This is a genomic window from Actinopolymorpha sp. B11F2 (assembly GCF_040195635.1).
Classification (GTDB): Bacteria; Actinomycetota; Actinomycetes; order Propionibacteriales; family Actinopolymorphaceae; genus Thermasporomyces.
This window is the reverse complement of the sequence record NZ_JBEFTX010000021.1, coordinates 94,998-113,322: the sequence shown is the minus strand read 5'-3', so window position 1 is coordinate 113,322 and position 18,325 is coordinate 94,998. Positions and strand designations below refer to the sequence as shown.

Annotated in this window: 18 protein-coding genes; 9 read left to right on the top strand and 9 right to left on the bottom strand. The window is 68.7% G+C overall.

Annotated elements, in window-relative coordinates:
* Window positions 1–42: 42 nt before the first annotated feature.
* Together ABN034_RS29400 and aspS are read right to left on the bottom strand one after the other, a co-directional pair.
* Window positions 43–906 carry a DoxX family protein gene (locus ABN034_RS29400; RefSeq protein ID WP_349694233.1) on the bottom strand — a complete coding sequence of 288 codons (864 nt, stop codon included), beginning with the start codon at window positions 904–906 and terminating at the stop codon, window positions 43–45.
* A gap of 271 nt (window positions 907–1,177) precedes the next feature.
* Window positions 1,178–2,536 carry an aspartate--tRNA(Asn) ligase gene (gene aspS, locus ABN034_RS29395; RefSeq protein ID WP_349694232.1) on the bottom strand — a complete coding sequence of 453 codons (1,359 nt, stop codon included), beginning with the start codon at window positions 2,534–2,536 and terminating at the stop codon, window positions 1,178–1,180.
* Window positions 2,537–2,938: 402 nt separating this feature from the next.
* Between aspS and ABN034_RS29390 the strand changes: the two genes are divergently transcribed.
* From ABN034_RS29390 to rsrA, 5 genes are all read left to right on the top strand, one after another.
* Window positions 2,939–3,124 carry a hypothetical protein gene (locus ABN034_RS29390; RefSeq protein ID WP_349694231.1) on the top strand — a complete coding sequence of 62 codons (186 nt, stop codon included), beginning with the start codon at window positions 2,939–2,941 and terminating at the stop codon, window positions 3,122–3,124.
* Entirely contained in the window at window positions 3,096–3,869 is a 774-nt protein-coding gene (locus ABN034_RS29385) for an SOS response-associated peptidase (protein ID WP_349694230.1), read from the top strand. The genes ABN034_RS29390 and ABN034_RS29385 overlap by 29 nt, the downstream gene beginning before the upstream one ends.
* A gap of 136 nt (window positions 3,870–4,005) precedes the next feature.
* Window positions 4,006–4,641: an alpha/beta hydrolase family protein gene (locus tag ABN034_RS29380; protein ID WP_349694229.1), complete on the top strand. Its 636-nt coding sequence runs from the start codon at window positions 4,006–4,008 to the stop codon at window positions 4,639–4,641.
* Window positions 4,642–4,966: 325 nt separating this feature from the next.
* Window positions 4,967–5,581 (top strand): sigma-70 family RNA polymerase sigma factor, encoded by a 615-nt coding sequence (locus ABN034_RS29375; RefSeq protein ID WP_349694228.1) that lies wholly within the window; start codon window positions 4,967–4,969, stop codon window positions 5,579–5,581.
* Window positions 5,578–5,853 carry a mycothiol system anti-sigma-R factor gene (gene rsrA / locus ABN034_RS29370; protein WP_349331746.1) on the top strand — a complete coding sequence of 92 codons (276 nt, stop codon included), beginning with the start codon at window positions 5,578–5,580 and terminating at the stop codon, window positions 5,851–5,853. Before ABN034_RS29375 ends, rsrA begins: the two co-directional genes overlap by 4 nt.
* 196 nt (window positions 5,854–6,049) lie before the next feature.
* Here rsrA and ABN034_RS34660 read toward each other — a convergent pair whose 3' ends face one another.
* A complete protein-coding gene (locus tag ABN034_RS34660; protein ID WP_502877657.1) occupies window positions 6,050–6,124 on the bottom strand; it encodes a 50S ribosomal protein bL37 in 75 nt (24 codons plus the stop codon).
* Between the two features lie 1,003 nt (window positions 6,125–7,127).
* On the opposite strand from ABN034_RS34660, the gene ABN034_RS29365 reads away from it, so the two are divergent.
* The 3 genes from ABN034_RS29365 to ABN034_RS29355 all read left to right on the top strand — a co-directional run bounded on the left by ABN034_RS29365 (window position 7,128) and on the right by ABN034_RS29355 (window position 10,066).
* Window positions 7,128–8,387: an HD-GYP domain-containing protein gene (locus ABN034_RS29365; RefSeq protein ID WP_349694227.1), complete on the top strand. Its 1,260-nt coding sequence runs from the start codon at window positions 7,128–7,130 to the stop codon at window positions 8,385–8,387.
* Entirely contained in the window at window positions 8,384–9,685 is a 1,302-nt protein-coding gene (locus tag ABN034_RS29360; RefSeq protein WP_349694226.1) for an HD-GYP domain-containing protein, read from the top strand. Before ABN034_RS29365 ends, ABN034_RS29360 begins: the two co-directional genes overlap by 4 nt.
* 165 nt (window positions 9,686–9,850) lie before the next feature.
* Window positions 9,851–10,066, top strand: coding sequence for a biotin/lipoyl-binding carrier protein (locus ABN034_RS29355; protein WP_349694225.1), 216 nt, complete (start codon window positions 9,851–9,853; stop codon window positions 10,064–10,066).
* A gap of 10 nt (window positions 10,067–10,076) precedes the next feature.
* Here ABN034_RS29355 and ABN034_RS29350 read toward each other — a convergent pair whose 3' ends face one another.
* The 5 genes from ABN034_RS29350 to ABN034_RS29330 all read right to left on the bottom strand — a co-directional run bounded on the left by ABN034_RS29350 (window position 10,077) and on the right by ABN034_RS29330 (window position 16,080).
* Entirely contained in the window at window positions 10,077–11,162 is a 1,086-nt protein-coding gene (locus tag ABN034_RS29350; RefSeq protein ID WP_349694224.1) for a GNAT family N-acetyltransferase, read from the bottom strand.
* 234 nt (window positions 11,163–11,396) lie between these two features.
* The gene (locus ABN034_RS29345) at window positions 11,397–13,130 is read right to left on the bottom strand and encodes an acetolactate synthase (protein WP_349694223.1); all 1,734 of its coding nucleotides are present in this window, start codon (window positions 13,128–13,130) and stop codon (window positions 11,397–11,399) included.
* 9 nt (window positions 13,131–13,139) lie between these two features.
* Window positions 13,140–14,789 carry a monocarboxylate uptake permease MctP gene (gene mctP / locus ABN034_RS29340; protein WP_349694222.1) on the bottom strand — a complete coding sequence of 550 codons (1,650 nt, stop codon included), beginning with the start codon at window positions 14,787–14,789 and terminating at the stop codon, window positions 13,140–13,142.
* Window positions 14,789–15,067, bottom strand: a complete 279-nt coding sequence (locus ABN034_RS29335) for a DUF3311 domain-containing protein (protein ID WP_349694221.1) — start codon at window positions 15,065–15,067, stop codon at window positions 14,789–14,791. Before ABN034_RS29335 ends, mctP begins: the two co-directional genes overlap by 1 nt.
* 104 nt (window positions 15,068–15,171) lie before the next feature.
* Window positions 15,172–16,080, bottom strand: coding sequence for a DUF2785 domain-containing protein (locus ABN034_RS29330; protein WP_349694220.1), 909 nt, complete (start codon window positions 16,078–16,080; stop codon window positions 15,172–15,174).
* A gap of 163 nt (window positions 16,081–16,243) precedes the next feature.
* Between ABN034_RS29330 and ABN034_RS29325 the strand changes: the two genes are divergently transcribed.
* Window positions 16,244–17,713, top strand: coding sequence for a sensor histidine kinase (locus ABN034_RS29325; RefSeq protein WP_349694219.1), 1,470 nt, complete (start codon window positions 16,244–16,246; stop codon window positions 17,711–17,713).
* Between the two features lie 202 nt (window positions 17,714–17,915).
* On the opposite strand, the gene ABN034_RS29320 is transcribed toward ABN034_RS29325, so the two are convergent.
* The gene (locus ABN034_RS29320) at window positions 17,916–18,167 is read right to left on the bottom strand and encodes a WhiB family transcriptional regulator (protein ID WP_349331758.1); all 252 of its coding nucleotides are present in this window, start codon (window positions 18,165–18,167) and stop codon (window positions 17,916–17,918) included.
* Window positions 18,168–18,325 lie beyond the last annotated feature (158 nt).

Genomic DNA, 18,325 nt, shown 5'->3' with positions numbered 1-18,325 from the left:
GTATCGATTCGGCTCGGTTCCTGCCGGGGTTGGTCCTCCGGCTCACGCCTTGGCGGACGTCACGAGTCTCCTGGCCATTCCGTCCTTGCCGTGCTTTGCGTCCCTGCCGTGTGTCCCGAACTTCGCCGGCTTGGCCGCCCGGCCACGCTTGCCGAGCAACCCGTCCTTGCCGAGTACACCGTTCTTGCCGAGTACACCGTTCTTGCCGAACATCCCGCGCTTGCCGTGCCGACCGGACTTGCCGCCGTGAGGAACCGTTGCGGACTTGGCGGTGTGGAGCGCCTTGGCAGCGGTCGCTCCCGCGCTCGCCACAGCGCTCTTGCCGGACTTGAACGGCATCGCGGTCTTCGCCGCCAGGTGTGCCTGATGCTCCGCGACCTTCGCCGCCAGATGAGCCTCCCGCCGCGCCGCCTTGCTCAGGCGTTTGGAGGCCTTCTTCGCGTCCCGCGCGCTGTAGCGTGCCCGCCACCACAGTCCCGGCTTGCCCTCGGTGTCGACGGCGGCGAGCAGCAGCCCGCCTATCATCGCCAGGTTCTTCAGGAAGTGGATCTGCTGGTTGGCACGCTGCGCCGGATCGTCTTCCTCCCAGTACGGATGGCCGGCCATCGTGGTCGGCACCATCGACGCGGCCAGCAGGCACGCGCCTGCCCGGCGGCCCTGCCCGGTCGCCAGGGCAAGCCCGCCGACGAGGTGGACGATCCCGTTCAGGCGTACTAATGTGCGTGGGTTCTCCGGTACCCGGCGCGCCACCTGATCGGGAGCCATCCTCTTCACGGTGGGCACGATCTGGTCGGCGAACGGCTTCGCCCTCGGTACCAGTGCGTCCGGGTTCTTGATCGCGCGGACTCCCTGGACGACGAAGATCGCGGCGAGCATCGGCCGTGCGAGCATTCTGACGAGCGTCATGTGAGCGCTCATACCCGCGTCCGGGCGTGTCACGCGCACGGTCGGCCGCGGCCCGGACATCCCCGCCGACCAGGTTCGGACGCCCGGTGACACTGTGGGACAGATCGACCCCCGCGTGCGCCGTCGCAAATGACCACGCTGAGCACGGTCGTGGAAGGTCAACCAGGCGTCGACGCATGGTTGACCATCACTGGCGTGCCCAGCGTGGTCATTTGCAGACCGCAGCTCGGCGGCAAACGCTTCTCACGGGGCCTGACTCACGGGGCCTGACTCACGGGACAAGTCGGTGCAGGTCACGCGGGAAGAGCGTCACCTGCCGGATGTTGTCCGCGCCGACCAGTCGAGCCACGAACCGCTCGAGCCCGAACGCGAACCCGCCGTGCGGCGGGATGCCGTACCGGAACGGTTCGATGTACGACGCGTACGACTCGACCGGCAGCCCGCGCTCCCGCAGCACCGCCACGTAGTCGTCGTACCGGTGCAGCCGCTGCCCGCCGCTGACCAGCTCCATGCCCCGGAAGATCAGGTCGAAGGAGTTGGACCAGTACGCATCGACGGTCGGATAGGTCTGCGGGTGGGTGTAGAACGCCCGCTTGCCGGTCGGGTAGCCGACGACGAAAACGAAGTCGCTCCCGTGCTCGCGCAGCGCCCACTCGCCGACCGCCCGTTCGTGGGCCGGCGCGAGATCCTGCTCGTCGTCGGGTGCGCCGACCAGCTTCAAGGCGTCAGCGAAGTGCAGGACCGGGATCTCTTCGGGCACTCCCGGCAGGCTGACGCCCAACCGCTCGACCGCGGGCTGTGCGTGCTCGGCGACCGCCCCCACCATGCCCGCGACCGCGGCGTGCGTGGCGGCCATGACCTCCCGGTGGTCCGTGACGAACCCGAGTTCGGCGTCCAGGGAGACGTACTCCGCCAGGTGCCGGACAGTGTCGTGCGGCTCGGCCCGGAACACCGGACCGACCTCGAAGACCCGCTCGAACACACCGACCAGCGTCTGCTTGTAGAACTGCGGCGACTGCGCGAGATACGCCCGCCGGCCGAAGTAGTCGAGCGCGAACACGTTCGCCCCGCTCTCGGTCGCGGCCCCGACGATCTTCGGCGTCTGGATCTCCGTGAACGACAGCCCGCGGAGCGCCTCGCGGAACCCTGACACCGCCGCCGCGGCGATCTCGAACGGTGCCCGGAGCGTCGGGTGCCGCAACGTCACGGCCGCGTGGTCGAGCAGGGTGGGCAGGGCGGCGTTGACGGTCGGCCGCCACAACTCGACGGGGGGCGTCTCCGCCGGTTCGGAAAGGAGCGTGAGGGCCGGATCACAGACCTCGACTCCTCCGGGCGCTTGCGGGTTGGCCACGGCCTTCCCGGTCACCTCGACGACGGTCTCTTCGCCGATCTCCTCGACCTGTGCCACGGTCTGCGGGTCGCGTACGACGACCTGGGCAAGACCGGAGCGGTCACGGATGACGACGAACGTGACGGACGCGAGGCGCCGGCGGCGGTGGACCCACCCTTGGAGGCGTACGTCCTCACCGGCTCTGGACGGGAGCTCGGCGGCGAGCGTACGCGTGTCTGACCGCAGGCTCGACTGGCCCTGTGGGCTCGGCCGGCTGGACGGTACGACGAACTGCTGCATGGTGGTCACCTCCCACGGGTGCCTGGGTGCGTCCCCTGGGGTGTGGGCGAGGGGGACTCGCGGTGCCACCACACCTTCGCCACGACACGGGTGCCGTGGCCTCGTTCGGGCCCGATGACGGGGGCCGGCCGGCGGAGCTTACTGGGCTCCCGCGTGAGACCTTCGGTGCGTACGCGTACCGCATGCGTACGTCGTCGGCTCGGCGGTCGCCGTTCCTCTCCGCGGCTCGGGAGGGTCTTCGCGTCGGGGTCCGAGGCCGCCTTCTCAGCTACCGGTCGGCTCTCTGGGCTGCGGGGGTCCCGCGCTACTTGTCTCCGTCGTCGCCGTTTGCGCAGCACCCACCCTACGCGGCCGCAACGCCTCCCCGTCGCCCCTGCCGCCCTCCGGCCCCTTCCTGTGATCATGATCGTGATCCTGAAGGTTTCGCGGCGCATGGGCGACTTCTCCTTCATGATCATGGAACGCCGGGGCGTCACCGCCGTCGTCGCCCGCGGACCGTCCTGGTGGGGCGACGCGAGCGGGTGGCGACGCGAGCAGGTGGCGGGGGAGGATGGTCGGTATGTGCGGGAGATATTCGCTGAGCCGTGATCCGGAGGACCTGGCGCGCGAGTTCGAGGCCGCGCGCGTGGATGTCCGCGAGAAGCTCCAACCTGACTACAACGTCGCACCGACCAAGCAGGTCCCGGCGGTACTCGACCGGGTTCCCCGCGACGAACCCGACGCGGCACCCGAACGCCGGCTGACGTTCGTCAAGTGGGGCCTCATCCCCTCGTGGGCGAAGGACGCCAAGATCGGCAACCGTCTCATCAACGCACGCATGGAGACGGCCCACGAGAAGCCCGCCTACCGACGTGCCTTCGCGTCCCGGCGTTGCCTGTTGCCGGCCGACGGCTACTACGAGTGGTACGGCGAGAAGAAGGGCAAGAAGCAGCCGTTCTTCATCCACCGGGGCGACGACGGCGTACTCGCGATGGCAGGTCTCTACGAGATCTGGCGGGACCCGACCAAGGACGAGGACGATCCCGACCGGCTCGTGTGGACCTGCACGGTGCTCACCACGTCGGCCGAGGACAATCTCGGCCGGATCCATGACCGGATGCCCCTCCTGGTGGAGCCCGGGCAGTACTCCACCTGGCTCGACCCGCGGGTCAAGGATCCCGAGCAGCTCCGCTCGGTGCTCGTGCCCGCCGCGCCGGGCCGTCTGGACGCCTATCCGGTCTCCACCGCGGTCAACAACGTCCGGAACAACGGACCCGACCTGGTGAAGCCGATCGAGGCCGAGAACGCCGTAAACGCCGTGAACGCCGAGGACGGAACCGGCGAGCTGTTCTAGCTCCGTGCCCCCACGAGCCGGACGTGATGGATACCGACGCGTGGGGGCGCACATTCCCGGGCTTCCCTGCCCAACCCGCCCCCAGGTTTGCTGGGCGGCACGACAAACCCCGCCGGGATTTGGGACGATCATGCACATGATCTGGACCAAGCGGCTGGTGGAGACCGGCGAAGGGCCGGCGCGGCTGATCTACAACCGCGCTCGGCGTACGTCGGCGACGCTCGTCCTCGGTCACGGCGCTGGGGGAGGGCCCGACGCGTGGGACCTCGAAGTGCTCGCCGCCGCGCTCCCGGCGTACGACATCTCCGTGATCCGCGTCGAGCAGCCGTGGCGGCTGGCCGGCAAGCGGGTGGCGCCCAACCCTGACGCCCTCGACAGGGCCTGGACGGGCGCTCTGAACGCCCTGCGCACCCGCACACCGCTGGTTGTGGGTGGCCGCAGTGCCGGGGCGCGGGTGGCCTGTCGTACGGCGCACCGCCTGGGTGCCCTGGGATGCGTCGCTCTGGCGTTTCCGCTACATCCGCCAGGCCGTCCGGAGAAGTCGCGGGTCGACGAACTCCTGGGTGCGGGGGTGCCCACTCTGGTCGTCCAGGGTGAGCGGGATGCGTTCGGTCGTCCCGAAGAGCTACCAGAGAACCTCGATGTCGCGATCATCCCCGGAGCCGACCACGAGTTCCGGATCGCGAGGTCGGCACCCATCAGCCAGGAGGAGGGCCTCACCATCATCGCGGAGTCGGTGGCGGAGTGGATCGCGCGGACGGTGGGCCCGTGACCCGCACCCCTGATGCCACGAACTCGCGGTCCGTGACGCGCCGCGCACCTGCTCCCACGGGCGCTCAGTCGGTGACCCGCGCCCCCACCCCCACGGACGCTCGGTCCGTGCGCCCTGTCCACACCACGCGCGCGAACCGGATGACGTCGGGGAATCACGCCGAAGGTTCGCGTGTTGTGCGTATGCGAACCGTCCTGAGGCGCGAAGGAGACCCCCTGTGGTTGCTGCCTGCCCGGCCCGCCCGGCCTCGACAAAGGTCACCTCGGAGTGGCTTGAGTGGACGCCGGATAAAGCCGGCGACCCGGTAGAGCTATCCTCGCGGGCGATGAGAGCTGTGGCCAAGACGGAGACACCGGAGGAGCGGAGCGCCCGTTTCGAGCGGGATGCCCTGCCGTTCCTCGACCAGTTGTACAACGCCGCGCTCCGGATGACCCGAAACCCGGCAGATGCCGACGATCTGGTCCAGGAGACCTTCGCGAAGGCGTACTCCTCGTTCCACCAGTTCACCGAGGGTACGAATCTCAAGGCATGGCTCTACCGGATCCTCACCAACACCTTCATCAACAGCTACCGAAAGCGGCAGCGTGAACCCCAGCGGGCTGGGACCGAGGAGATCGAGGACTGGCAGCTCGCCCGGGCGGAGTCGCACACCTCCGCCGGGCTGAAGTCCGCCGAGGCGGAAGCGCTGGAGCACCTGCCGGACTCCGACATCAAGGAAGCGCTGCAGCAGGTGCCGGACGATTTCCGGATGGCGGTCTACCTCGCCGATGTCGAGGGGTTCTCCTACAAGGAGATTGCCGACATCATGGCGACTCCGATCGGTACGGTGATGTCACGGTTGCATCGAGGTCGGCGCCAGCTGCGGGTGCTGCTCGATGACTACGCGCGCGAGCGCGGGCTCGTCCCGACGGTCGACGGGAAGGGTGGCGAAGGGGCATGAGCTGCGGCAAGCCGCACGACGTCGACTGCGCGGAGATCCTCGAGCGGGTATTCCTGTTCATCGATCGCGAGATGGACGATGCCGACTGCGCGAAGATCCAGCACCATCTCGATGAGTGCTCACCGTGCCTGCAGAAGTACGACCTCGAAGAGTTGGTGAAGTCTCTGGTCGCCCGCTCGTGTGGATGTGACAAGCCGCCGGATGACCTGCGCACGAAGGTGGTCACGCGGATCCGCGAGATCCGGATCGAGATCGCCCAGTCTGACGCCTGACGCTCGGCCGCCGTCGCTGGCAGACGACTGTGTTCGACGCGAACCTTCGGCTGACCTCGCTGGCAGAACCCCGTCCGACGCCCGACCGTGAGAGCGCACCACCGGCTGACGCGCTCGCATGCGCCGGTGGGTTGCGCCCTTCACCTGCCGGGCGTCGCCTGGGTCCTCAGGTGTTCCGCAGGTGTGTAAGTAGTCCTCAGGCGTTGGGACGCTTGCCATGGTTGGCGGCCTTCTTGCGACGCGCGCGGCGGCGTCTTCCGTTCTTCCCCATCACTGGATCCTCTCGGGTCGATGGCTCCTGCGCTGCCCCATGGCTCGATGTCATCCGTCGTCCGACACCACGACGCGACGGCCACTTCCGGCCGACTCGGCTGCTGTACGGACGTCCGCGATGCGCGGCATGGCACGGTCTCGTCGCCGCATGGGTACGCGGTGCGAGCCGCAGGAAATTTTCGCATGGAGGGATTTGGCCTTCGCACTGGCATCAGCGAAGGCCGAGGCGCGGTGCATGCCGAAAAAAAGCGATAACTCTGCGTATACATTTCTCGGCGAACTTCGGGGTGATGCCCGGTCCGTCCGCACTTGCCTTATACGGAGAGTAACCGAAAGTGCAGGTATGCAGCCGCCCTTGGGGAGGCGGGGGTGCAGAATTAGGCATGCTACAGGGGCGCGTGTCGCAACCGCAGCAAGTTGGGACCTGTTCCTGGCTACACGCTCCGTAAGAATGCCGGTGGCGATCTGTCGGTCTTTCGATCTGATCACTTCGATCGTCTGTCACCGAACGTGGGGCCGGTGGTAGGTGCCGTGAACGTTCACGCGTGAGGCCCACTCCAGATGGTGCTTACAGATAGTGATCGTTACCGTCTGGAGTCAGCCTCGTGGGCCGGGCTTGACCTTGCCGAGTCTTGGTCGTTGACTCTTCTTCACAACGTTTCGCTGTTACGGGGACAGCAGAAACGGCGCCCTAGACCGTGGTGTGCTGTAAGCGGTACGTGTTCACTTCTCTGCCTTGAGCTTGGCCCACTCCGCATTTTCGCGATGCCGAGATGGGTCTATGCGATATATCCGTGGGAGGAGGATCCAAACATGCAGCTCTTCTCTTTCAGCAACGTGCGCGGCGGCATTGAGTGGGACTGAGGTCGCGGCTTTTGTCCCGCAATCCGCGCCCGTTGGGCTGAGTTAAGGCGGGTGTTCAGCTGATGCCGAGACGTGCTACACGCATTTACGTCGGCGCGCTCGGCGTCATTGCGGCAGCCGTTTCGACACTCTCGATAGTGAAGATCGACCGTCCCGTCGACGTGCTGCTCTTCGCGTTTCTCGTCTACGTCATGGAGATGCTGAAACGTCGCCTGGGCAGTGGTCTGCGGGTCTCGATGACATCGGTGGTCGCGGTCGCGACCTACCCGGTCATCGGTCCGTGGGGCGGTCCCGTTCTCCTCGTCGGACTTCTACCGAATCGGTCCAAGGCCAAGCCGATCAATCGAGTTCTCAACGTCTCGCAAGGCGTCATCTGCACAGTCGTGGGCGGCCTCGTCTATCTAGGCCTGGGAGGGCCGGTCGGATCACTGTCCGCGGATGACTTTCCAAGCGTCCTGGTACCTGTGACAGCGGCGAATCTCACGTGGCACCTGGTCAACTTCGTCCTGGTGACCGGCGTGCTTCGGCTCGAGACCGGCATGCGCTTCCTAGGGGCGCTGCGGTCGGTGTTGCCGGAGGTTCTCGGCGCATTCCTGGGCTATTCCTATCTCGGTTTCCTGCTGGCCATCTTGTGGCTCGGCCAGTTGGGTGCGTTCGCCGCAGTCCTGTTGCTGCCGCCACTGCTCGTGGCCAACTGGGCCTTCGCGCAGTACGGCGAGGAGCAGGAGGCCCACCAGGCGACGCTGCAGGCTCTCGCGCAGGCGATCGAAACGAAGGACCTCTACACACGGGGCCACGGTGAACGGGTGGCGAGAGCCGCCCGCATGCTCGGCGCCGAGATGGCGTGGGACGGCGACCGGCTGGAGGCGCTGGCCGAGGCCGGACTCCTGCACGACGTCGGCAAGATCGGGGTCCCGACCCGGGTGCTCCAGAAGGACGGCCGCCTCACCGAGGACGAGTACGACGCCATCAAGCTCCACCCGCTGCATGGTGTCGAGGTCGTCGGCGACATCGCGTTCCTGGAGGACGCTCGTGCCGGCATCATGCACCACCACGAGCGGTACGACGGTGGCGGCTACCCGTCCGGGCTCGCGGGGGAGGACATCCCGGTCTTCGCGCGGATCCTGTCCATCGCGGATGCGTTCGACTGCATGACGAGTGTGCGTTCCTACCGCCCCGCGCGGCCGGTGGCGGAGGCGATCGAGGAACTTGTCCGCTGCCGCGGAAAGCAGTTCGATCCCGAACTCGTGGAACTGTTCGTCGCCGCCATCGGCCGTGACGGGTGGCAGCCGGCACCGGTCGAGGAGGTGCCGGCGGACGCCAGGGCCCCGCGGTACGACCACGACGACCCGACCCGCCCGCCGGAGATCGAGCCGTCGCCGGAGGCCCGCTCGTGAGCGGCACTGCGCGGGTGAGGAACCGGTCGAACCCACTGATGGACGGTTCGGCGGCCGTCGTGGCGTTCGCTGGAGTCGTGGTGATCGTCGCGGTCGCTGGTACCGCTGCCGCCGGCGTCTCCGCGCCCAGGGTGGCGGCGACGTTCGGAGTCCTGATCGCCGTCGGGGAGATGGTGCGCCTCCGCCTGCCCGACGACCGTGTGCAGGCACCGATCGGCCTCGCGGCGGCCCTTGGCTACGCACTGCTGACCTACCTGCCAGGCGAGGGCCAGGTCACCCATTCGATCCTGCAGACCATCGCGGTCACCTCCGGCGGGATGCTCGCCGGCGCCCTTCCCCACGCGCTCGCCGGTCGGGCGTCTGAGTTGGAGGGCATCGCGCGGCGCATCCTCGTCGTCTCGGGCGTCGCGGCGGTCTTCCGGCCGTTGGCCCGCGATGACGCGTTGCACGCCTGGCTCGAGGATCATCCACATGCCCTCGTCGTCCTGACCATCCTGGCCGCGACCGTCGCATGGGGCCTCGAGGCGCTGCTCGCCGCGGGCATCCAGGCGAGTCGGCAGGTGGGACCGTTCCGCGCTCTCCTGCGTAACGAGTTGGTGGCGTTCCTCGGCATCGGTGCCGCGATCGCCTCGACCGGCATCCTCATTCCGTTGGCGATGTGGGAGGTGGGTCTCTGGGCCCTGCCACTGGTGATCATCCCGCTGCTGCTCGCCCAGCTCGCGTACCGACGGTACGCCGGGATCCGCCATACGCAGGACCAGACGATCCGGGCGTTGTCCCGGGCGACCGAGGTGGGCGGCTACACCGAGACCGGACACGCCCGTCGCGTTACCGAGCTGTCACTGGCGATCGGTCGCGACCTCGGCCTGCCGGAGAACCGCCTTCGGCTCCTCCAGTACGCCGCGCTCATGCACGACGTCGGCCAGTTGTCGTTGGCTGATCCGATTCCCGGGGGTGCGACGGTTCTCGTGACACCGGGTGAGCGTCGCAAGATCGCAGGCCTGGGGGCGGGGGTCGTACGCCAGGCGAGCCTGCGCGAAGAGGTCGCGGAGATCGTGGAGGCCCAGGCCGAGCCGTACCGGCGGCCCCATGTGCGTGACGACACGGAAATTCCGCGGGAGAGCCGGATCATCAAGGTGGTCAACGCGTACGACGACCTGGTGGGGACGGCCACGAGTGAGGACGCCCGGCTGGAGGCGCTCGAGAGTCTCCGGTTGGGGATGGCCTACGAGTACGACCCGAAGGTCGTGGCGGCGCTCGCGCGGGTCCTTGGCCGGGCAGGTGCGATCCCGCGCTGATCCCCGTTCGTTCCGCTTGGTCAGACGAGGGCAATCGTCGGGGTGTCGCCGTGGAGCGGTGGCGCGGTGCGCGGGCCGGGTGTAGCGCTGGCCGAACGTATCCGTGGCGTGCCGAGGGCGCCGCGGCGTGATTGGATGGCGAGCGAGGCGATGGAAGGAGTGGTCGTGGCCGAGCAGGTCCGCGCTGACATGGTGGCGAACGTGTTCGAGATCGGCGTACGGCCGGGGGACTCCGTTCAAGCCGGGCAGATACTCCTGGTGCTCGAGTCGATGAAGATGGAGATCCCGGTCGTCGCCGAGGAACCCGGTGTCGTCCGGGAGATCACGGTGAAGACCGGCGAGGTCGTCCAGGAGGGCGACGTGCTCGTCATCCTCGACTGATCCACCTGCGTCAGATTTCCCGGGCGAACGCCAGCAGCGAGACGCCAGGCGCGGGCGTCCAGTCGCGGCGAGGGTCACGGGCGAAGCCGAGTCGTTCGTAGAGCCGGTGGGCCGCGTGCATCGCGGTCGACGAGGAGAGCGCGATCCCGCGCTTCCCTTCCGACCGCGCCCTGCGCAGGCAGGTGCGGACCAACGCCTCTCCGATGCCGCGACCATGAGCCTGGGGCGACACCGCGAGCATCCGGAACTCGCCCTCGTCGTCGCGGCCGATCTCACGGTAGGTCGAACCGGGCGGGCAGTAGGTCACGGTCCCGAGCAGCGCACCCGCCGGATCGACCGCGACCAGGAGTTCCGCTTCCGCCGCGCGGCGTTTGGCGTCCCCGAGCTGGTGGACGTAGGAATGGTCGGCAGGGAGCAGCCCGGCGCCGACGTAGGCCGCGACGGTGAGGTCGCCCGCCGAGGTGTGTTCGCCGGACTGGGCGACGCGGATCCGCGGCCAGGGTTCGAGTAGGCGCCGATAGGCCCTGAGCGTTCCGCCCGAGCGGGCCGGGGTGTCGTGTTCGGGCGTACGGACGAAGCCCGAGGTGGTGTAGAGGCGGTGGGCGGCGGTCATGGCGTCCGTGGTGTGGAGTCCGAGCGCGGTGGCTCCGGCGAGGCGGGCGCGGGCGACACACTCGCCGATCAGCGCGGTGCCGATCCGACGACGTCGTGCGGTCGGATCGACGCTGAGCATGCGCAGGGTCGCCTCGCCGTCGGAAAGGGCGTCGTTCCAGCCGGCGCCGGGCAGGGCGAGCGTGGCGGTACCGAGGAGCCGGCTCGTGCCCGATGGCCGCCCTGCGGCGGGATTTGCGGGGGCGGCGGGACCGGCGGGATTTCCGTGTGCAGCGGGACTTCCGGGATCGGTTGGATCGCCCGGGTCGGTCCGATCGACGGCGACGAGGACCTCGGTCCCAGCGTCCCGGGCGCGTGCGGCGGTGTCGTCGAGCCGGGGAAGGTAGGCAGCACCCACCAGCCCCTCGCCTCCGTAGGTGTCTCGGAGAAGCCGGGTGATGCTGTCGTACTCCTCCGGGCGGGCGTCTCGGATCAATGGGCTCACCGGTCCTTGATAACGCTTCTGACCCGGTGACCGGGGCCCGACGCGGGGAGTTCGCCTAAGCCCGTACGCTGCCCGTCGCCCACATGGATGACGCACGCGTGATCATCGCCACGGATGCACGGTGACCTCGGCGTGCAGCGCGGGGACTGGCGTGCAGCGTCGGCAACCTCGGCAACGTCGGCAACCTCGGCAACGTCGGCAACGCCGTGGGGCGCCGGCGGGGATGGAGAGACCTCACACGCCGAAGGTCGAACGCGGGTAGGGGACCTCCGGGTCGGTCAGGACGTTGACGAGGTACGGAACACCGGCGTCGAATGCCCGGCGCAGGGCCGGACCGATGTGCCTGGGCTCGCGGACCGTCTCGCCGGCGCCGCCGAGGGCGGACACGATCGCGTCGTACGGCGTCGCGGGCTGCAGGTCGGTCGCGACGTCGTAGCCGTACAACATCCGCATCGGGTGTTTCTCCAGCCCCCAGCAGCCGTTGTTGCCGACCACCATGACGACCGGCAACCCGTGCCGGACCAGCGTGTCGACGTCGACGAGCGACATGCCGGCGGCCCCGTCACCGAGCAGCGCCACGACCTGTGCCGCCGGGTGGACGATCCGCGCCGCCATGGCGGCACCGAGCCCGGCGCCGAGACAGCCGAAGGGACCGGGGTCGAGCCAGCGTCCCGGCCGGCCCGGTTCGACGTACCTCCCCGCGAACGACACGAAGTCACCACCGTCACCAACGATCACGGCGTCGTCGGCGAGCAGGGGCAGCAACTCGCCGTAGATGCGGGCAGGGTGGATCGGATCGGCCGTGCTGCCGAGGAGCTCGGCGTCGCGCTCCTGCGTCTTGCGTACGCCCGCCTGCAGGTCCGCGAGCCAGGACGACCAGTCCGGTCGACGGAGCACCTGACTCCACGCCGCGGCGAGACCACTCAGAACGCTGCCGAGGTTGCCGCCTGCCGCTGCCGCGAGAGGGACGTGGGATGCTACCTGCTCCGGCGCGTCGACGATGTGCACCACCTTCGCGGCAGGTGCGCCGTCACGCCCGCCGAAGGCGCCGTAGCCGAGTCGGAAGTCCAGCGGCGTTCCCACGACGATCGCCAGGTCGCAGCGTCCGAACGCCCCCGACCGCGCCTTGGCGACGGAGAGCCGATGGTTCGGCGGCAGGACGCCGCGCCCCATGCCGTTGGTGACGACCGGGATCCCCAGCGTGTCGACGAACTCGAGCGCAGCCGCCTCGGCCCGGTCGAGCCACACGTCGCCGCCGAGGACGAGCACCGGACGTTGCGCTTCGGCGAGGAGCAGCGCGATCTCGCTGAGGGGTTCCGGATCGACCTCGCTCGCCGCCTCCGCCCGCGGATCGCCCGCCACGGAAGGGATCTCCGCTGTCGTCCGGGAGTAGAGCTGGTCCATCGAGATGTCGACGAAAGCCGGGCCGCGATGGGCGGTGCCCGCGGTCCGGAACGCCTGGTGGACCGTGGGCACGAGGTCGGTGACGCTCGACACGGTACGGGCCAGCTTGGTCACGGGGGCAAGCAGTGGCACGTGGTCGAGTTCCTGCAGGCTGCCCGAGCCCCAGCGTTGGGTCGGTGCCCGGCCGCCGAGGAGGACCAGGGGAGAGCCGGCCTGGAACGCCTGGGTCACCGCGCTCACGGCGTTGGTCACACCGGGGCCGGCGGTGACGGCGGCCAGCCCCGGCGTGCGGGTCAACTTGCCCACTGCTTCGGCGGCGAAGACGGCAGTCGCCTCGTGCCGGACGTCGACGAGTCGCACCGGTGCGGGGGTGGGCCGGTCCTTCCCTCCGACGGCGGCGTCGTACAGCGGGAAGACGTGTGCGCCGGACAGGGTGAACATCGCCTCCACGCCGTACGAACGCGCCACCGCGATCGCGAGGTCGCCGCCGTGTCCCTCGATCTCGGGCGGACCGTTCGTGCCGGGTCCGGCATTCGCCTCGGTAGACAGCTCAGGGCCGGTCATCCCGGCAACCTATCGCGCGGCGTCGGCCTCCGTCGCCGTCGAGGGCAGCGGACGTACGCCCGGCTCGCCGGCGTCGGCGTGGTAGTCGCCGGCGGCGGTGGCGTCGCGTCCCTCCGCGACCTTCAACGCCCGGAAGGCGAACGTGAGGACGATCGCGACCACGACGTTGAGCACCCACGCGGTGAGAGCGACGTAGCCGTTCTCGCCGAGCAGCGGAATCGGCGCCGTCGAGCCGCCGAAGTGCTGCGCGCCGGTGACCGGGTTGACGATGTTGTACGCCGTCCAGGTGCCGTAGGCCATGCCCACCACCCAGCCGGCGAACAGTGCCCACCGGTGGAACCACCGGGTGTAGAGCCCGAACACGATCGACGGGAACGTCTGCAGAATCCAGATCCCGCCGAGGAGCTGCAGGTTGATGGCGAAGCTCTTGTCGAGACCGAGCACGAACAGCAGCGCACCGAACTTCACGAGCAGCGAGACCACCTTGCTCTGACGTGCCTCGTCGGCATGGCTGGCGTTGGGCCGCAGAAACGCCTTGTAGACATTGCGCGTCCACAGATTCGCGGCGGCGATCGACATGATGGCGGCCGGCACCAGCGCTCCGATGGCGACCGCGGCGAACGCCACTCCGGCGAACCAACTCGGGAACATCGCCTCGAACAGCATCGGCACCGAGAGTTGCGCGTTGGGCTCGCCGTTGAGCCCGACCGGGTTGATCTCCGCGGCGATCGCCATGAAACCGAGCAGGGCGAGCAGCGCCAGCAGCAGGGAGTACGCCGGCAGGATCGCGGCGTTGCGGCGTGGCACCGTACGGTTCTTTGCCGACAGCACGGCGGTGACGGCGTGCGGGTACATGAACAACGCCATCGCCGAGCCGAGGGCGAGCGTCGCATACGGCCACGCCTGACCGACGCCGACGAAGGAGAATCCCTCCCCGCGTCCGGCATCGGTGTCTGCCGCACCGAACTTCGCCCCTGCCGCGTCGAAGATCGACCCCCAACCGCCAAGCCTGGTGGGGATGTAGACGATGGCGATGATGATGACGAGGTAGATGAGCGTGTCCTTGACGAACGCGATAAGGGCTGGCGCACGCAGCCCGGAGGAGTACGTGTAGGCCGCGAGAACCGCGAACGCGAGGAACAACGGGGCGTCCGCCGCGATGATGTTGCCGGACCCGCCGAGCCCCATGACCTCGAAGACCGCCTGGATTCCGACGAGCTGCAAGGCGATGTAGGGCATCGTCGCGAGGATGCCGGTCAGCGCGACCGCGAGGGCGAGTGCCCGCGAGTCGAATCGTCCGCGTACGAAGTCGGCCGGCGTCACGTAGCCGTGGCGGTGCGAGACCGACCAGAGGCGCGGCAGGAAGAGAAACACCAACGGATAAACGATGATGGTGTACGGAACGGCGAAGAATCCGACAGCGCCCGACGCGAACATCAGCGCAGGTACGGCGACGAAGGTGTACGCCGTGTAGAGGTCACCACCCAGCAGGAACCACGTCACCCAGGTGCCGAACCGGCGTCCGCCAAGGCCCCATTCGTCCAAGCTGGCAAGGGTGGAACCTTTGCGCCAGCGCGCCGCCATGAAACCCATGACGGTGACGGCGAGGAAGAGCAGGACGACAACGCTGAGGGCGATGGCATCGATCCCGTCCTTCATCACGCACCGCCTCCGGTCTCGTCACCCGCGGGTCGTCCGCTGACTGCCTGCCGCTTCTCGCGCTGAACGAGGAGATAGGCGGCGAGTGTGCAGAGGGCGGAGAGGAAGATCCACAACAGCTGGTACCAGTAGAAGAACGGAAATCCGCCAAGTCGTGGCTCGACACGGGCGTAGGACGAGACCCACAGGGTTGCCACGAACGGCAACAGGAGCAGGACTCCGACCAGCACCCTCGTCGGCGTGACGAATGGCAGGTTCTGGCGCGCCGGTGCGCCCATCACGACCACCTCCACGGCAGACAGCGGGTCCAAGGATGACGGATCGTCCGCGCTGATGCGACCAAAAGGCGACAAAAGGACGGCGGGCAGCGCTGAGCGGGTCCTTATGGGCGACGAGCGGAAAAGATCGAGGGCTCACTCGCCCGAAGGACGCGCAGGAGGACGAGCAGGAGGTCGGCCCGGACGTCCGGCGGCTTGCCGAACAGCTCCACGTCAGCGGGCGTCTGCGCGCCGTGGACGCCCAACGCGAGTTGCAGGTGCAGCGCCCGGAGAAATGCCGTGGTGTTGCCCGCGGCCGGTGTCGGCCACTCCGGTGCCGGGTCCGACTCGTCGCCCTCGGGCGGAACGACGCTCGCGGCCAGCCGTTCGATCCAGGGTTCGAGGACGTCGATGCCGAGCCGGTTGCGATGCAGGACGGCCATGATGGCGAACGCGAGGCGGTCGTATTCCCCGTGGAAGAGGCGGTACGGAGTCGGTGTCAGCAGCCGGTCTGCGACCACGTCGAGAAGGACGGTGAGCTCGAGCTTGCCGAAATGCGGCGAGCGGGCCAGTGCGGCGATCAGGTCCGCGCCATGGGCGACGGAGTGGGCCCAGCCCTTGCCGGCGACGTAGCCGCGTAGGTCGCGCTCGCGAACGAACCACGAGGCGGCTCGGTCGCCCCACCGGAAGATCGCGTCGGAGTGGACGGCCCGCGCCACCTGGTCCCGCAGCACCGTGTCGGCGAGCAGCAGGGCCGAGAACGACCTACGCAGCACGGTGTCCGTGCCGTCCTGCCCGAGACCGGTGAAGAGCCCTTCGGAGATGCCGTCGCCGAAACCTGCCAGCAGGTCGTCGTAGACCCCGTCGCGAATCCAGGTGGCGAGGGTGGGGTAGGCGATCCCGTCGCGGACCAGGGGGTCGGGGTCGCCCAGCATCTGGACCAGCTCGGTCGTGAGGTCGTCGAGCGGGCGGTCAGCAGGCAGCTTGAAGCCGCTTGCGCGGACATGCTCCCAAAACGCTGACCGAACGCCCACGGCGGACATCCTTCCAGACGGGTCTGTGGGTCACGGTGAGTGGCCCGGCACGCACCGTCGACCGAGACCGGAACCCGTGGTGAGTGTCCCGGCCGCCCGGTCGAACAGGGTGTGGCGGGCCGTTCCAGCCGGTCCGGCGCAGCGGTGGAGATACGCTCTCGACGTGCCTTCCCTCGACGACGTCGTACGGCATTACACCGATCTCGACGACGCAGACCGCGAATGGTTGCACAAGCTGGTCGCCGAATGGCAGATGCTCGCCGACCTTTCCTTCGCCGACCTCGTCCTGTGGGTGCCCGACCGCGAAGGGTTGGGTTTCTGGGCATGCGCGCAGATGCGTCCGACCACCGGCCCGACGGCGCACCTGGACGATCTGGTGGGTTCGTTCGTTCCGCGGGGACGGCGAGCCCTGCTCGACTCCGCGTACGACGATGGTCGGATCTGCCGTGAGGGTGATCCGGAATGGCGGGACGAAGTGCCCGTACGGATCGAAAGCATCCCCGTTCGCCGGGTCGACCGCGTCCTCGGGGTGATCACCCGCAACACCAACCTGCTGTCCGTACGCACGCCCAGCCGGTTGGAGTTGACCTACCTCAAGACCGCGACGGACCTCGCCCAGATGATCGGCGAGGGAGGCTTCCCGTTGCCGGGGGAGCGGGTCGACCTGGGGTCGGCGCCGCGGGTGGGGGACGGGCTGGTGCGGCTCGACGCCGAGGGCATCGTGACCTTCGCCAGCCCGAACGCCCAGTCTGCGTACCGTCGGCTCGGTCTCACCGGTGACCTGCTCGGGTGCCACCTGGGCACGACGACGGCCGAGCTTGTGCCGCCGTCGCGGCGTCCGGTCGACGAGGCTCTGGGCGTACTGATCTCCGGACGCGCACCGCGAGAGACCGAGATCGAGACCGACGCCGCGGTCGTCAGCGTGCGGGTGATCCCGTTGGTGCCGAAGGGACTGGCTGCCGGGGCGCTCGTTCTGCTGCGCGACGTCACCGACCTGCGCCGGCGCGAACGTGAGCTGCTCACCAAGGACGCGACCATCCGTGAGATCCACCACCGGGTGAAGAACAACCTGCAGACGGTCGCAGCCCTCCTGCGACTACAGGCGCGGCGCCTCGGTTCGACCGGCGGTCGTGAGGCGTTGGAGGAGGCGGTCCGCCGGGTCGGGACGATCGCGATCGTGCACGAGACGTTGTCGACGGCGTTCGAGGAGCGGGTCGACTTCGACGAGGTGGTCGACCGGGTGCTCGCGATGGTCGCGGAGGTGTCGATCCCGGAGACCCGCGTGGTACCGCGTCGGGTGGGGACGATCGGGATGCTCGACTCCGAGCGGGCCGCGCCCCTGGCGATGGTGATCACCGAGGTGGCTCAGAACGCCGTCCAGCACGGTGTCGGTCGTACGGGCGGCAAGGTCGAGCTCAGCGCCGAACGCAAGGGCGGCCGGCTGCGGGTCGTCATCGAGGACGACGGGTCCGGACTCCCGCCCGACTTCGACCCAGAGGTCTCCGGCCGGCTCGGTCTGCAGATCGTTCGCACGCTGGTCGAGAGTGAGCTCGGAGGGGAGTTGGACATCGGTGCCCGCAAGGAAGGTTCGGGAACCCGGGTGGTCCTCGATGTCCCCGACGACGGCGGCTGACAAGCCTTTGACGAACAAGCCCCCGCCGGGCGGCGAGGGCCTTTGACGAACAAGCCCCCGCCAGGCGGCGAGGGCCTTTGACGAACAAGCCCCCGCCGGGCGGCGAGGGCCTTTGACGAACAAGCCCCCGCCAGATGGCGAGGGCTTTCGGCGAACAAGGCCCCCGCCCGGATGGCGAGGGCCTCTATCGACAGCGTGGCGATCAGATGATGCGGGCTCGGGAACGTGCGGCGCGACGCTTCAGCGCCCGTCGCTCTTCCTCACTCATACCGCCCCAAACGCCGGCGTCCTGTCCAGTCTCGAGGGCCCACTGCAGGCAGAGATCGACGACATTACAACGACGGCAGACCGCCTTGGCCTCCTCGATCTGCAGGAGCGCAGGACCCGTGTTCCCGATCGGGAAGAACAGCTCGGGGTCCTCGTCCCGGCAGGCGGCCCGGTGGCGCCAGTCCATCAAGGTTTCACTCCTTGCGTCGTGCGTGTCGGCCTCCACCGACTACGCATGGTGGGTTTCCGGTTCGTTCTGCTGTGTGAACACTTTCACGATCACTTGCGCGAAGACACGACACGCCGGTCTCCCAGCGGCGCCCACACGGAGTGTGATCGCTTGCC

What these genes read in the sequence shown, in the direction of transcription:
- ABN034_RS29400 (WP_349694233.1), bottom strand. Translation starts at nt 906, where the DNA reads ATGACGCTCGTCAGAATGCTCGCACGGCCGATGCTCGCCGCGATCTTC.
- aspS (WP_349694232.1), bottom strand. Translation starts at nt 2,536, where the DNA reads ATGCAGCAGTTCGTCGTACCGTCCAGCCGGCCGAGCCCACAGGGCCAG.
- ABN034_RS29390 (WP_349694231.1), top strand. Translation starts at nt 2,939, where the DNA reads ATGATCGTGATCCTGAAGGTTTCGCGGCGCATGGGCGACTTCTCCTTC.
- ABN034_RS29385 (WP_349694230.1), top strand. Translation starts at nt 3,096, where the DNA reads ATGTGCGGGAGATATTCGCTGAGCCGTGATCCGGAGGACCTGGCGCGC.
- ABN034_RS29380 (WP_349694229.1), top strand. Translation starts at nt 4,006, where the DNA reads ATGATCTGGACCAAGCGGCTGGTGGAGACCGGCGAAGGGCCGGCGCGG.
- ABN034_RS29375 (WP_349694228.1), top strand. Translation starts at nt 4,967, where the DNA reads ATGAGAGCTGTGGCCAAGACGGAGACACCGGAGGAGCGGAGCGCCCGT.
- rsrA (WP_349331746.1), top strand. Translation starts at nt 5,578, where the DNA reads ATGAGCTGCGGCAAGCCGCACGACGTCGACTGCGCGGAGATCCTCGAG.
- ABN034_RS29345 (WP_349694223.1), bottom strand. Translation starts at nt 13,130, where the DNA reads ATGACCGGCCCTGAGCTGTCTACCGAGGCGAATGCCGGACCCGGCACG.
- mctP (WP_349694222.1), bottom strand. Translation starts at nt 14,789, where the DNA reads ATGAAGGACGGGATCGATGCCATCGCCCTCAGCGTTGTCGTCCTGCTC.
- ABN034_RS29335 (WP_349694221.1), bottom strand. Translation starts at nt 15,067, where the DNA reads ATGGGCGCACCGGCGCGCCAGAACCTGCCATTCGTCACGCCGACGAGG.
- ABN034_RS29320 (WP_349331758.1), bottom strand. Translation starts at nt 18,167, where the DNA reads ATGGACTGGCGCCACCGGGCCGCCTGCCGGGACGAGGACCCCGAGCTG.